The sequence below is a fragment of the Actinoplanes sp. NPDC051633 genome (assembly GCF_040681735.1).
GTDB lineage: Bacteria > Actinomycetota > Actinomycetes > Mycobacteriales > Micromonosporaceae > Actinoplanes.
Genome location: NZ_JBFAZH010000076.1, coordinates 1 through 13,265 on the forward strand (window position 1 = coordinate 1; position 13,265 = coordinate 13,265).

General features: G+C 71.9%; 16 protein-coding genes. 11 read left to right on the forward strand and 5 right to left on the reverse strand.

Annotated features, from left to right (window positions below):
* The 10 genes from AB0M20_RS07235 to AB0M20_RS07280 all read left to right on the forward strand — a co-directional run.
* Positions 1–439, forward strand: a 439-nt coding sequence (locus AB0M20_RS07235; protein WP_364295153.1) for an alanine racemase C-terminal domain-containing protein, incomplete at its 5' end; no start/stop codon positions are given.
* A complete protein-coding gene (locus tag AB0M20_RS07240; protein WP_364295156.1) occupies positions 436–1,512 on the forward strand; it encodes an alpha/beta hydrolase in 1,077 nt (358 codons plus the stop codon). The genes AB0M20_RS07235 and AB0M20_RS07240, both read left to right, overlap by 4 nt.
* The gene (tsaE, locus tag AB0M20_RS07245; protein WP_364295159.1) at positions 1,509–1,943 is read left to right on the forward strand and encodes a tRNA (adenosine(37)-N6)-threonylcarbamoyltransferase complex ATPase subunit type 1 TsaE; all 435 of its coding nucleotides are present in this window, start codon (positions 1,509–1,511) and stop codon (positions 1,941–1,943) included. The genes AB0M20_RS07240 and tsaE overlap by 4 nt, the downstream gene beginning before the upstream one ends.
* A complete protein-coding gene (gene ung, locus AB0M20_RS07250) occupies positions 1,940–2,623 on the forward strand; it encodes a uracil-DNA glycosylase (RefSeq protein ID WP_364295162.1) in 684 nt (227 codons plus the stop codon). Before tsaE ends, ung begins: the two co-directional genes overlap by 4 nt.
* Entirely contained in the window at positions 2,611–3,267 is a 657-nt protein-coding gene (tsaB, locus tag AB0M20_RS07255; RefSeq protein WP_364295165.1) for a tRNA (adenosine(37)-N6)-threonylcarbamoyltransferase complex dimerization subunit type 1 TsaB, read from the forward strand. Before ung ends, tsaB begins: the two co-directional genes overlap by 13 nt.
* A gap of 28 nt (positions 3,268–3,295) precedes the next feature.
* Positions 3,296–3,733, forward strand: a complete 438-nt coding sequence (gene rimI / locus AB0M20_RS07260; RefSeq protein WP_364295168.1) for a ribosomal protein S18-alanine N-acetyltransferase — start codon at positions 3,296–3,298, stop codon at positions 3,731–3,733.
* Complete coding sequence (gene tsaD / locus AB0M20_RS07265) at positions 3,726–4,778, forward strand: tRNA (adenosine(37)-N6)-threonylcarbamoyltransferase complex transferase subunit TsaD (RefSeq protein WP_364295171.1); 1,053 nt, start codon at positions 3,726–3,728, stop codon at positions 4,776–4,778. Before rimI ends, tsaD begins: the two co-directional genes overlap by 8 nt.
* An 8-nt stretch (positions 4,779–4,786) precedes the next feature.
* Positions 4,787–5,041 carry a hypothetical protein gene (locus AB0M20_RS07270; RefSeq protein ID WP_364295174.1) on the forward strand — a complete coding sequence of 85 codons (255 nt, stop codon included), beginning with the start codon at positions 4,787–4,789 and terminating at the stop codon, positions 5,039–5,041.
* A gap of 45 nt (positions 5,042–5,086) precedes the next feature.
* Complete coding sequence (locus AB0M20_RS07275) at positions 5,087–6,778, forward strand: ABC transporter ATP-binding protein (RefSeq protein WP_364295177.1); 1,692 nt, start codon at positions 5,087–5,089, stop codon at positions 6,776–6,778.
* Complete coding sequence (locus tag AB0M20_RS07280; protein WP_364295180.1) at positions 6,778–8,535, forward strand: ABC transporter ATP-binding protein; 1,758 nt, start codon at positions 6,778–6,780, stop codon at positions 8,533–8,535. Before AB0M20_RS07275 ends, AB0M20_RS07280 begins: the two co-directional genes overlap by 1 nt.
* Before the next feature lie 285 nt (positions 8,536–8,820).
* Here AB0M20_RS07280 and AB0M20_RS07285 read toward each other — a convergent pair whose 3' ends face one another.
* From AB0M20_RS07285 to AB0M20_RS07295, 3 genes are all read right to left on the reverse strand, one after another.
* Positions 8,821–9,084: a DUF1707 domain-containing protein gene (locus tag AB0M20_RS07285; protein WP_364295183.1), complete on the reverse strand. Its 264-nt coding sequence runs from the start codon at positions 9,082–9,084 to the stop codon at positions 8,821–8,823.
* An 89-nt stretch (positions 9,085–9,173) separates the two neighbouring features.
* Positions 9,174–9,416 (reverse strand): hypothetical protein, encoded by a 243-nt coding sequence (locus tag AB0M20_RS07290; protein ID WP_364295186.1) that lies wholly within the window; start codon positions 9,414–9,416, stop codon positions 9,174–9,176.
* 81 nt (positions 9,417–9,497) lie between these two features.
* Positions 9,498–10,313 (reverse strand): SDR family NAD(P)-dependent oxidoreductase, encoded by an 816-nt coding sequence (locus tag AB0M20_RS07295; RefSeq protein WP_364295189.1) that lies wholly within the window; start codon positions 10,311–10,313, stop codon positions 9,498–9,500.
* A gap of 85 nt (positions 10,314–10,398) precedes the next feature.
* Between AB0M20_RS07295 and AB0M20_RS07300 the strand changes: the two genes are divergently transcribed.
* Complete coding sequence (locus AB0M20_RS07300) at positions 10,399–11,304, forward strand: AraC family transcriptional regulator (protein WP_364295192.1); 906 nt, start codon at positions 10,399–10,401, stop codon at positions 11,302–11,304.
* A 43-nt stretch (positions 11,305–11,347) separates the two neighbouring features.
* On the opposite strand, the gene groL is transcribed toward AB0M20_RS07300, so the two are convergent.
* On the reverse strand, positions 11,348–12,997 hold the full coding sequence (gene groL, locus AB0M20_RS07305) for a chaperonin GroEL (protein WP_364295195.1): 1,650 nt from the start codon (positions 12,995–12,997) through the stop codon (positions 11,348–11,350).
* A gap of 72 nt (positions 12,998–13,069) precedes the next feature.
* Positions 13,070–13,265: co-chaperone GroES (locus tag AB0M20_RS07310; protein ID WP_364295198.1), on the reverse strand; the 196-nt coding region annotated here is incomplete at its 5' end.

Here is a 13,265-nt window from a genome sequence, read left to right on the forward strand (position 1 = left end):
GATCTACGGACTTCCCCCGGTCGAGGGCGACTTCGGCCTGCGGCCCGCGATGACCGCCCGGGCCCGCGTGAGCCTCACCAAGCGGGTGCCCGCCGGCCAGGGCGTCTCCTACGGGCTGACCTACCGCACCGAGCGGGAGTCGACGCTGGCCCTGATTCCCCTCGGGTACGGCGACGGGGTGCCCCGGCACGCCTCGAATGCGGGCCCGGTGGAGATCGGCGGCCGGGTCTATCGGATCGCCGGCCGGGTCTGCATGGACCAGATCGTCGTCGACTGCGGCGACGACCCGGTGGCGCCCGGCGACGTGGCGACGCTGTTCGGCCCCGAGCGACCGACGGCTGACGACTGGGCCGAGGTGTGCGGGACGATCAACTACGAGATCGTGACGCGGTTCGGTGGCAGCCGGGTGCCGCGGGTCTACGACGGGGAGGGTTCGTGAAGGCGCCTGTGCGGAAGCGGCGTGCCAAGCAGGTCGGCATCCTCGGGGCGGTCGTCGGCGTCGCGGCGGCCGGGCTGGCCACCGCCTTCGCCGTCGAGCGCGCGCTGGTGCGCAAGTCGATCAACGCGCCCGGCGACCCCTACCGCGACGAGGAGTTCGGCGATCAGCCCTTCGACGAGCAGCTGACCGTCACCGCGGCGGACGGCACCGACCTGCACGTCGAGATCGTCGAGCCGCGCTCGCCGGCCGCTCAGCCGACCATCGTGTTCGTGCACGGCTTCGCGCTGGACATGGGCACGTTCTACTTCCAGCGGCAGACGCTCGCCGAGCAGGGCGATCACCGGCTGGTGTTCTACGACCAGCCGGGCCACGGCCGGTCCAGCAGGCTGCAATCCGGCGAGTACGACATCGCGGCGCTGGGCAAGTCGCTGGCCGCGGTGCTCGACGCGACCGTTCCGGACGGGCACATCATCCTGGTCGGGCACTCGATGGGCGGCATGACGATCATGGCGTTCGCCGAGCAGTATCCGGAGTGGTTCGGCCGCCGGGTCACCGGCGTGGTGCTGATCTCCACGTCGGCCGGCCTGATCGACAAGACCAAGATCGGGCTGCCCACCCTGGTCGCCCGGGCCAGCGCGCCGTTCTTCCCGGTGTGGGGCGGCGCCGCCCGGATCGGCGGGCGGACGATCGACCGGGCGCGGGTCGCCTCCTCCGATCTGGCGTGGTTGCTCACTCGCCGCTACGGCTTCGGCGACTCCCGGCCGAGCCCGTCGTTGGTCACCTTCGTGGAGCACATGAACTCCAAGACGTCGGTGGAGACCCTCACCAAGTACCTGCACACGCTCTACACCCACAACCGCTTCCCGGCGCTGTCCGCACTGCGCGGGGTGCCGGTGCTGGTCATCGTCGGCACGAAGGACTATCTGACCCCGGTCACGCATTCGGAGCAGATCCTGCGGCACCTGCCCGAGGCCGAGCTGGTGAAGGTCGACAACAGCGGTCACGTGGTGATGCTGGAGAAGGCGGACGAGGTGAACGCGGCGATCCTGCCGTTCCTGGAGAAGATCTCGTGACCCAGCTGTCCACCGTGGAGGAGACGCGCGCCTTCGGTCGCCGGCTCGCCGAGGTCCTGCGCGCCGGTGACCTGGTGCTGCTGACCGGCCCACTGGGCGCGGGCAAGACCGCGATGGCGCAGGGGATCGGCGCCGGGCTCGGTGTGACCGACGACGTGACGTCGCCGACCTTCGTGATCGCGCGGGTGCACAAGGCGCCGGTGCCGATGGTGCATGTCGACGCCTATCGTCTCGGTGGGCGGCTGGAGCTCGACGACCTCGACCTGGACGCGTCCCTGGAGGATGCGGTGACCGTGGTCGAGTGGGGCGAAGGGCTGGCCGAGCAGCTCAGCGACGCGTACCTGCAGGTGCGGATCGAGCGGCGCGACGACGACACCCGGGTCGTCGAGTTGATCCCGCACGGCGGAGATTGGGAAAGGCGCATCGGATGAACCTGCTCGACCTCCTCCCGGGAGCTTGGCGTGACGCGCTCACACCGTTCCTCGACGAACGCGGGACCGAGGCGCTCGGCGCGTTCGTGGCGGGCGAGTACGCCCAGCACACGATCTACCCGCCGATCGAAGACCTGTTCGCCGCCTACCGCCTGTGCCCGCCGGAGCAGACCCGGGTGCTGATCCTCGGGCAGGATCCGTACCACGGCCCGGGTCAGGCGCACGGGCTCAGCTTCAGCGTGCGGGAGGGCGTCCGCATCCCGCCGTCGCTGCGCAACGTCTTCAAGGAGCTGGCCGAGGACGTCGGGGTGGCGCCGCCGCCGACCGGTGACCTGACCGGCTGGGCGAGCCAGGGCGTGCTGCTGCTCAACGCCGTCCTGACCGTTCGCGCGGCGCAGGCGGCCTCGCACGCGGGCAAGGGCTGGGAGGCGTTCACCGACGCCACCATCCAGGCCCTCGACGCGCGCGACGAGCGGGTCGTCTTCCTGCTCTGGGGCGGGTACGCGCGCAAGAAAGCGGCGCTGATCATGAACCCGGCGCACGTCGTGCTGGAGGCCGGGCACCCCAGTCCGCTCAACCGCGTGGGCTTCCGCGGCGCCCGCCCGTTCTCCGCCGCCAACAAGGCGCTGGCCGACGCCGGTCGCACGCTGATCGACTGGAAGCTCCCGTGCTCGTCCTAGCCGTCGACACCGCCACCCCGGCCTCCACCGCCGCGGTCGCCGAGGTCACCGAGGCCGGCCTGCACGGCATCGCCGAACGCCGCACGGTCGATGCGCGCGCACACGGCGAGCTGCTCGCGCCGCAGATCCACGCGACGCTGACCGAGGCCGGCATCCGCCCGGCCGACCTGGCCGCGATCGTCGCCGGCGTCGGCCCGGGACCGTTCACCGGCCTGCGAGTCGGGCTCGCCACCGCCGCGAGCATGGGGCAGGCGCTCGACATCCCGACCTACGGCGTCTGCTCCCTCGACGGCCTGGGCCGCGCCGCCGGGCCGGGCCGCGTGCTGGTCGCGACCGATGCCCGCCGCCGCGAGGTCTACCACGCGACCTATGTGGACGGTGTCCGGGCCGACGGGCCGGGAGTCGCCAAGCCGGCCGACCTCATCGTCACCGCGGAGCGCGCGGTCGGCGAGGGTGCCCTGAAATACAGCGAGATCCTCGGGCTGCCGATCGACGAGCACGTGCTCTATCCACCCGGCGTCGCGCTGATCGCCCTCGCCGCCGAGCGCGTGCTCGGCAAGGCCGACAGCGAGCCGCTCACCCCGCTCTACCTCCGCCGGCCGGACGCCGTCGAGCCCGCCGCGCGCAAGTCCGTGCTGCCATGACGCTCGCGCCGATCACCCGGGAAAGCCGATGACCCTGGAAAAGATGCGCTGGTGGCACATCGCCGAGGTGCTGCCGATCGAGGAGGACCTCTTCGGCGCCGAGAAGTGGTCGGCGGCGATGTTCTGGAACGAGCTCGCCCAGCGCCGCTTCTACCTGGTCGCCCGAGACGACACGGGGGTCGTCGGGTACGCCGGGCTGTCCATCGTGGACAAGGACGAGGCGTGGGTGCAGAACATCGCGGTCCGCGCCGACGCCCAGAAACGCGGCATCGGCCGGGCCCTGCTCGAGGCCCTGCTGGCGGAGGCCGCGGCGAGAGGCGTCGGCCGCACCCTGCTCGAGGTCGCGGTGGACAACGAGCGCGCACAACGCCTCTACGTGGGCTACGACTTCGAGCCGGTCGGCATCCGCCGCGGCTACTACCAACCCAGCAACACCGACGCCCTGGTGATGATGCGCAGTGCCTGACGAACCTCTGGTCCTCGGCATCGAGACCTCCTGCGACGAGACGGGCGTCGGGATCGTCCGCGGCCACACCCTGCTCGCCGACGCGCTCGCGTCGAGCGTCGACCAGCACGCCCGCTTCGGCGGAGTGGTGCCCGAGGTGGCCAGCCGCGCCCATCTCGAGGCGATCGTCCCGACCATGCGGCGCGCGCTCGACGAGGCGAGGGTCACCCTCGCCGACGTCGACGCGATCGCGGTGACCTCCGGTCCCGGGCTGGCCGGCGCGCTGCTGGTCGGCGTCGCCGCCGCCAAGGGCTACGCGCTGGCCGCCGAGAAACCCATCTACGGGGTCAACCATCTGGCCGCGCACGTGGCGGTGGACACATTGGAGCACGGGCCGCTGCCCTCACCGGCGGTCGCCATGCTGGTCTCCGGCGGGCACTCGTCGCTGCTGCTGGTCGACGATCTGACCGCCGGCGTGACACCGCTGGGCGCGACCATCGACGACGCGGCCGGCGAGGCGTTCGACAAGGTCGCCCGGCTGCTCGGCCTGGGCTTCCCCGGCGGGCCGGTGATCGACCGGCAGGCCCGCAGCGGCAGCAGCGTCGCCATCGCCTTCCCCCGCGGGCTCACCGCGCCCAGGGAGATGGCCACCCACCGGTTCGACTTCTCCTTCTCCGGCCTCAAGACCGCCGTCGCCCGCTGGGTCGAGGCCCGCGAGCGCTCCGGGGAGCCGGTGCCGATCGCCGATGTGTCGGCGAGTTTCCAGGAAGCCGTCTGCGATGTGCTCACCGCCAAGGCGATCGACGCGTGCCGCGCGCATGGCGTGGACACCCTGGTCATCGGCGGTGGCGTGGCGGCCAATTCGCGGCTGCGGGTGCTCGCGGAGGAGAGGGCGCAAAAACATGGCATTCGCGTACGCGTGCCGCGCCCCGGCCTGTGCACCGACAATGGCGCGATGGTGGCCGCGCTCGGAACGCATCTCGTGGCGGCGGGCGTCGAGCCCAGCCCGCTCGATCTCCCGGCCGACTCCGCCATGCCGTTGACGACCGTCTCCGCGCGAGGGTAGGGGTGCAGATGATTGCGCGGATGTGGGAGGTGCGCGCCCTCCGCGGCGGCTTCGACCAACTGCTGACCTGGGTGTGCGACGAGGCGCTGCCCAAGCTCGAGGTGCTCCCGCAGCACGTCTCCAGCGAGGTCTTCTCGTCCACCGACCAGCGCATCGTGGTGATCTCCAAGTGGCGGCACAGCCCCGAGGCGATGCCGGTGCCGCCGGCCGCCCTGGTGGCCCGCTCGCCGCACGTCTGGGACTTCTCTCCCGTGGACCGCTGAAAACGCGTCGCAAACTGTCGCAGGCCGCCCGTAACGTCGGGCCCGATGCGAGACCTTCCCGACGCCCGTCCCGGCGACCCCGACGGCCGATCACCCACGCGTTACCTCGCGTGGCTGGTCCGCCGTGGCTGGGCATCGCTGGCGGCCGCCGTCCTGATGGCCATTCTCTGGATGCTCTGCCAGGCTCTGGTGCCGTTCGCCCTGGGCCGGGCGATCGACGCCGGCGTGGCCGGGCGATCCCGCGGCGACCTGCTGATCTGGAGTCTGGTGCTCCTCGGCCTGGGCATCGGGCAGGCGGCCGCCGGCATCATGCGGCACCGGTTCGCGGTGGTCAACTGGCTGGCCGCGGCGTTCCGCACCGTGCAGGTCGCGGTGCGGCAGAGCAACCGGCTCGGCTCCGCGCTGCCCCGCCGGATGAGCACCGGCGAGGTGGTGTCGATCGGCACCGCCGACATCGAGCAGCTCGGCAGTGCGATCGACATCATCGCCCGGGGCACCGGCTCGGCGGTCGCGGTGCTGACGGTGACCGTGATCCTGCTCGGTACGTCCATGCCGCTCGGCCTGGTCGTGGTGATCGGCGTCCCGGTGCTGATGGCCGTCGTGGGCCTGCTGATCCGGCCGTTGCATCGCCGTCAGCAGGACTACCGCGATCGGCAGGGCAAGCTGACCGGGCGAGCCGCCGATCTGGTCGCGGGGTTGCGGGTGCTGCGCGGGGTCGGCGGGGAGTCGATGATGTCGCAGCGCTACCGCGTGGAGTCGCAGGCGTTGCGGGTGGCCGGTCTGCGTACCGCACGGGTGGAGTCGTTGCTCGAGGCCGCGCAGGTGTTGCTGCCCGGTGTCTTCCTGGTGCTGGTGACGTGGCTCGGCGCCCGGTTCGCGCTCGAGGGCCGGATCACCGTGGGGCAGCTGGTGTCCTTCTACGCCTACGCCGCCTTCCTGGTGACGCCGCTGCGCCAGCTGACCGAGACGATCGACAAGCTGACCCGAGGGCATGTCGCAGCCCGGCGGGTGACCGGGCTGGTGGGAGCAGCCGGCGATCTGCCGGCCGGGGCCGCGACGCCGGCGCCGGGTGGGGAGCTGGTCGATCGAGTTTCCGGGGTACGCGTGCCGCCCGGCCGCCTCACCGCGCTGGTCGCGGCGGTGCCGGCCGACGCGGTGGCGATCACCGACCGGCTGGGGCACTACGCACCCGGCGGCGTGGCGGCGACCCTCGCGGGTGTGCCGCTGTCCGACCTCGACCCGGCCGAGCTGCGCCGGCGGATCCTGGTCGCGGACAATGACGCCCGCCTCTTCTCCGGCCCGCTGCGCGCCGACCTGGACCCGGCCGGCACCGGCCGGGCGCAGGATGCGCTGCGGACGGCGGCGGCCACCGACGTGATCGAGGCGCTGCCGGAGGGGCTGGAGAGCCGGGTCGCGGAGCGCGGCCGCGAGTTCTCCGGTGGGCAGCAGCAGCGCCTCCGGCTGGCGCGTGCGCTGGTCGCCGACCCCGACGTTCTGATCCTCGTCGAGCCGACGAGCTCGGTCGACGCGCACACCGAGGCGCGCATCGCCGATCGGCTGGCGGTGGACCGTCGCGGCCGCACGACGTTGGTGTGCACCACCAGCCCGCTGATGCTCGACCGGGTGCAGCGGGTGATCTACGTCGAGGAGGGGCGCGTCGTCGCCGAGGGCACTCATCGGGAACTGCTCGGCCGCGAGCCGCGGTACGCCCGGACCGTGCTGCGGGAGGAGGACTGATGGCGGGCGCGTTGCCGGTGGCCGGTCCGGCCCAGGTGCGGCGATATGCGCGTGACCTCTTTCGCCGGCATCCCCGCGAGGTGGCGGTCACGATCGCACTGCACGTGCTGGCGGCGGCGGCCGGGCTCGCCGGGCCGCGGCTCCTCGGCGACATCGTCGAGGCGATCCAGCGCGGCCGGGTCACCGAGGTGGTGGACCAGCTGGCGGTGATCATCGCGGTGTTCGTGGTGGCGCAGGCGGTGCTGACCAGGTTCGCCGTGCTGGCCTCGGCCCGGTTGGGGGAGCGGGTGCTGGCCCGGCTGCGGGAGGAGTTCGTCGACCGGGTGCTGACCATCCCGCTGTCCACGGTGGAGCGAGCCGGGAGCGGCGATCTGCTGACGCGTACGACGCGGGATGTGGCGACGCTGTCCAACGCGGTGCGGTTCGCGGTGCCCGACACGGTGATCTCGCTGATCACGGTGTTCCTCGTGGTCGGGGCGCTGGTGCTGGTCAGCCCGGTGCTGGCGCTGCCGATGCTGATCGTGGTGCCGATCCTCGTGGTGAGCACGAGGTGGTATCTGCGGCGGGCGCCGGCGGGCTATCTGCGGCAGAACGCGGCGTATTCCGACATCACCGACGGGCTCGCCGAGACGGTCGAGGGCGCGCGCACGGTCGAGGCGTTGGGCCGCCAGCAGCAGCGCATCGACCGCACCGACGAGGACCTGCGGCGGTCGTGGGCGGCGGAGCGCTACACGCTCTTCCTGCGCACGGTGTGGTGGCCGATCGTGGACGCCTGCTACGTGCTGCCGGTGATCGCAACGGTGCTGGCCGGCGGCTGGTTCTACCTCCGCGGCTCGGTGACGCTCGGGCAGGTCACCGCCGCGGTGATCTACGTGCAGCTGCTCGTCGAGCCGCTCGACCGCCTGCTGAGCTGGCTGGACGAGTTGCAGGTGGGCGCGGCTTCGCTGGCCCGGCTGCTGGGCGTCGCGGAGGACGACGCGGCGCGGCCGACCCGCGGTGGCACCCCTGCCGGGAGCCGGGTCGAGGTGTCCGGCGTGCACTTCGCGTACGTGCCCGGGCGTCCGGTGCTACACGGCATCGACCTGGTCCTGGAGCCGGGCGAGCGGCTGGCGATCGTCGGGCCGTCCGGCGCCGGCAAGTCCACCCTCGGCCGCCTGCTGGCCGGCGTGCACGAGCCGACCGGCGGGACGATCACGGTCGGCGGTGTCGACCTGCGCACGCTGTCGGCGGAGGATCTGCGGCGGGAGGTCGCGCTGGTCACGCAGGAGCATCACGTGTTCATCGGGACGGTGTCCGACAACGTCGCGATGGTCCGCCCGGAGGCAACGGCGGCACAGGTCCGGGCGGCGCTGGCGGCGGTCAACGCACTCGGATGGGCCACCGCGCTCCCGCAGGGGCTCGAGACGCGGGTGGGCGCCGACGGCGAGACGCTGTCGGCCGGGCAGGCGCAGCAGCTCGCGCTGGCACGGCTGGTGCTGGCCGACCCGCACACGCTGGTCCTGGACGAGGCGACCTCTCTGCTGGACCCACGGGCGGCGCGGGACCTGGAGCGGTCGCTGGCCGCGGTGGTCCGGGGCCGCACGGTGGTGGCGATCGCCCACCGCCTCTTCTCCGCACACGACGCCGATCGCGTCGCGGTGGTCGAGGACGGCCGCATCACCGAGCTCGGTTCGCACGACGAGCTGGTCGCGGCGGGCGGCTCATACGCATCGTTGTGGCGCTCCTGGCAGGGCGACGAGAGGGCCCTGACGATGTGACGCTTGCAAACGCGGCAACGGCTCCGACCGCGGAACCCTTGCGGGCGCAGTGGGCGAGGAGCGGAGAGAGACACGCCGGTGGATGCTTGCGGGCCGCGGTGGGCGAGGAGCGAGAGAGACACGCCGGCGGATGCCTCGCGGGCCGCGGTGGGCGAGGAGCGGAGAGGGAAATGCCGGTGGATGCTTGCGGGCCGCGGTGGGCGAGGAGCGGAGAAGGGCACGCCGGTGGATGCCTCGCGGGCCGCGGTGGGCGGGGCTGCGTTGGCGGCGCTTTGACCTCGTTCGTCAGGCGCGCAGGGCGAGCGCCACGCCGAGGATCACCAGTGTCACGACCGCGATGAGGAAGACCAGGAGGAGCTCTCGCTGCGGGCGCTCGTCGGCAGCCGGGAGGTCGCTGGTGACCGCGGCCAGCTCGGACATCGTGCGGGCGCCACACGCGACCTCGACCCGCGCCGCGAACTCGTCCAGCGTCAGGCGGCCCGCGCCGGTGTGCTGCTCCAGAGCAGCCACCACCCGCTGGCGGTCCTCGTCCGACGCACGGATATCCACCCGCCGGATGCTATCCGGAAACGGCAACCCCGACCTCAGCCGAATGGGCGTTCTCGGCTCGTATGTCGGGATCTTCAGGACACCCCAAGTTAGGCGCGCGGGCGACCGGCAACGACCAGGAACATGCCTGTCAGCCAGGGGATCACGGCCAGCACCGCACCCTTCGTGCCGCCCAGAGTGATCAGCACGACGGCCAGCAGGCAGCAGATGATCCCGGCGATCAGCATCCGGCGGCGGCGCGCGGGGTGGTGGGGGGCGGCGGCGACCGGCATCTCGTCGCGCAGGTCGGCGACGATGTCCTCGAAGCGGCGGGCTTCGTCGTCCTGCGGCACGCGCACACTCCCGGCTGTTCGGCAGAACACCCACCGTACCCCTCTGGATGACGCGCGGTGGTCACGCCGAGTCGCTGCCGTCTACGCCGGCCCGGGTGTGGCCGGCAGCCATGGGTTGACCAGGGCCTCGGTCGCGGTCCGTACGGCCGCCCGGCGTTCCTCCGCACGTACCCTCGGTGGGATCTCCAAGCGCCGCAGGCGCGGGCCCACGAAGCCGCCGCCCGCCGTCGCCGCCGGGTCATCCGCCAGGTCCGCGATCGGCCGCGCGGCAACCTCCGGCCGGGCACCGAAAATCCGCTGAGCCGCCGCCGCGACGGCGCGAACCGGCCCCGGCACCCCACGCGCGTCGCGGAGGACGGCGGTCGCCACCAGACCCGGGAAGACGCACGCGACCTCGACCGGCGTGGCCCGGAGCTCCTCCATCAGGTCGACGGCGAGCAGGTCGTTGGCGAACTGGGTGCGCCCCGCCACGCGGATGCCCCGGCCGCCGCGCCGCATCTGCAGGTCATCGAGGTCGAGGGTGTCGGGGTACTTGCCGGCGTTGGCGACGAGGACGATGCGACCGGCCGGAGCGGCCAGCACAAGTGGGAGCAGTCGACGAATCAGCAGGTAGCGGGACAGGTAGTTGAGGGCGAGGACGCGCTCGAGGCCTTCGTCGGTCCACTCCGGAGCGCCGGCGAAGACGCCCGCGCACAGCACGATCGAGTCGAGCCGGTCGGTTCGCGCGGCGACTTCCTCGGCTGCCCGGCCGGTCTCGCGCATGAGCGACAGATCGGCCTGCAGGGACGATCGGGATGAGCGGCTCACGGTGAGCACCCGGTGTCCGCGGCCGGCGAGTTCGGCGGCCACCGCGCGGCCGATGCCGGCACCGCCGCCGGTAACCAGTGTTGTAGTCATGCCATGGACGCTAGGCGCGGTGCGGGAGACACTCCATGTGTCAGCGTCCGGGAAACCACATCAACCGTCCAAGTCTGGAGGCGCGGTGGATCTGCTCAGTGCCGTCTTCCGCGAGGTGCACTTCGAGAGCGCCGGCTACCGATGGCTGGAGATGCGCGCGCCGTGGCGGATCGACTTCGACCGGCCCGAGCTGCGTGGCGTACACATCATCGCGAAAGGTTCGTGCGAGATCGAGTTCGCCGACGGATCGGTCGAGGAGCTCGACGCCGGCGACCTGGTGATCCTGCCGCGCGGCGACATGCATGCCTTGCGCTCGCCCGGCGCACGGCAGATGCGCGGCGTCTCCGAACGGCGGGTGGCCGACGATGCCGGCAGCCACCGCCATCCGGAGCCGCACACGGTGGTGGTGTGCGGAGCTTTCCTCGTCGGCGAGCCCGACCACCCGGCATTGCGGGGACTGCCGCGCGCCGTCCGCGTCGCGGGCGAGAACGGCCGGCCCGCACCATGGCTGGGCCCGCTGATCGAGGCGATCAGCGCCGAGGCCCACGACGGCGGCCCCGGCAGCGACCTGGTCATGGCCCGCCTCTCCGACGCGATGCTGCTGCGCGCGCTGAGAGCACGGGCATCCACCATGGACCACCCGGGATGGCTGGCCGGAATAGCCGATCCCTACGTCGCCGTAGCGCTGGAGGCGATGCATGGCGACCTCGGAAGGCAGTGGACGCTGGCCGGCTTGGCCGCTGCGGCGGGACTGTCCCGGGCGGCCTTCGCCGCGAGATTCTCCGAGCGGGTGGGCGAGCCGGCCATGAGTTATCTGCTCGCGCTGCGCATGCAACGAGCCAAGGTGCTGTTGGCAGATGGCGAGACGACGGTCGCCGCAGCGGCACGAAGCGTGGGCTACCAGTCAGAGGTCGGCTTCGCGGCAGCCTTCAAGCGGGAGACCGGCGTCCCACCGGGCCGGTACCGCAAGATGCGCAAGCACGACCGATGACAAAGGGCGCGCTGCGGATCGCAGCGCGCCCCTCGGCGGTAGATCAGAAGCCCGGGCCGTGCTGGTGGCCGTGGCCGCCGTGGCTGTGCCCGTGCCCACCGGCACCGGCCGGCTCCGGCTCGGCCGGCTTCTCCACCACGAGGCTTTCCGTGGTGAGGAGCAGCCCGGCGATCGAAACGGCGTTGGAGACCGCGTTGCGGGTCACCTTCACCGGGTCGATGATGCCGGCCGCGGCCAGGTCGACGTACTCGTCGGTGGCCGCGTTGAGGCCGTGGCCCCAGTCGAGCTCGCGCACCTTGCCCACCACGACGTAGCCGTCGTGGCCGGCGTTCTGCGCGATCCAGCGCAGCGGCTCGTCCAGCGCCTTGCGGACGATCTGGACACCGATCGCCTCCTCGCCGGACAGGCCGAGGTTGCCATCGAGCACCGGGATGATCTGCGAGAGCGCGGCGCCGCCACCCGGGACGGTGCCCTCCTCGACCGCTGCCTTGGTCGCCGCGATGGCGTCCTCGATGCGGTGCTTGCGCTCCTTCATCTCGACCTCGGTGGCCGCGCCGACCTTGATCACCGCGATGCCGCCGGACAGCTTGGCCAGCCGCTCGGCGAGCTTCTCACGGTCCCAGTCGGAGTCCGACGCCTCGATCTCCTTGCGGATCTGCGCGACGCGGTCCTGGATCTCGGCCGCGTTGCCGCCACCGTCCACGATGGTCGTGGTGTCCTTGTCGACCACCACGCGCCGGGCCGAGCCCAGCATCTCGACGGTGACCTGGTCGAGCTTGTAGCCCAGCTCCGGCGCGATCAGCTCGCCGCCGGTGGCGATCGCCATGTCCTGCAGCATCGCCTTGCGCCGGTCGCCGAAGCCGGGAGCCTTCACCGCGGCGACCTTGAAGGTCTTGCGGATCGCGTTGACCACCAGGGTGGACAGGGCCTGGCCCTCGACGTCCTCAGCGATGATCAGCAGCGGCTTGCCGGACTGCAGCACCTTCTCCAGCAGCGGCAGCATCTCCTCGACCGAGGAGATCTTCTGCGTGCTGATCAGGATGTACGGGTCCTCGAGCACGACCTCCTGCGACTCGGCGTCGGTCACGAAGTTCGGCGAGATGAAGCCCTTGTCGAACTGCAGACCCTCGGTGACCTCGAGCTCGGTGCTGAGCGCCGAACCCTCCTCCACCGTGATGACACCGTCGCGGCCGACCCGGTCCATCGACTCGGCGATCAGCTCGCCGATCGTCGAGTCCTGGGCCGAGATGGTCGCCACGTTCGCGATCGCCTTGTGGTCGGCGACCTCGACCGCCTTGTCCAGCAGCGCCTTGGAGACCGCCTCGGCAGCGGCGTCCATGCCCCGCTTGAGGCCGATCGGGTTGGCACCCGCCGTCACGTTGCGCAGGCCCTCACGGACCAGCGCCTGCGCGAGCACGGTCGCCGTGGTGGTCCCGTCGCCGGCGACGTCGTTGGTCTTGGTCGCCACCTCCTTGACCAACTGGGCGCCGAGGTTCTCGTACGGGTCGGTGAGCTCGATCTCCTTGGCGATGGTCACGCCGTCGTTGGTGATCGTGGGCGGGCCGAACTTCTTGTCGAGGACGACGTTGCGGCCGCGTGGGCCGAGGGTGACCTTGACCGTGTCGGCGAGCGTGTTGACGCCGTGCTCCAGCAGGTGCCGCGCGTCGTCAGAGAAACTCAGAATCTTCGCCATTTATAGGTCCCTTTCACGCACCACCGCCCCGGTCCTCGAGCGAGAACCGGGGCGGAGAGCACATTCAGTAGGTCACTTCTCGATGACCGCGAGGACGTCGCGGGCGGAGAGCACCAGGTACTCCTCGCCGGCGTACTTGACCTCGGTGCCGCCGTACTTCGAGTAGAGCACCGTCTCGCCGACCTTCACGTCGATCGGGACGCGGTTGCCCTTGTCGTCGATGCGGCCGGGGCCGACAGCAAGGACGGTGCCCTCCTGCGGCTTCTCC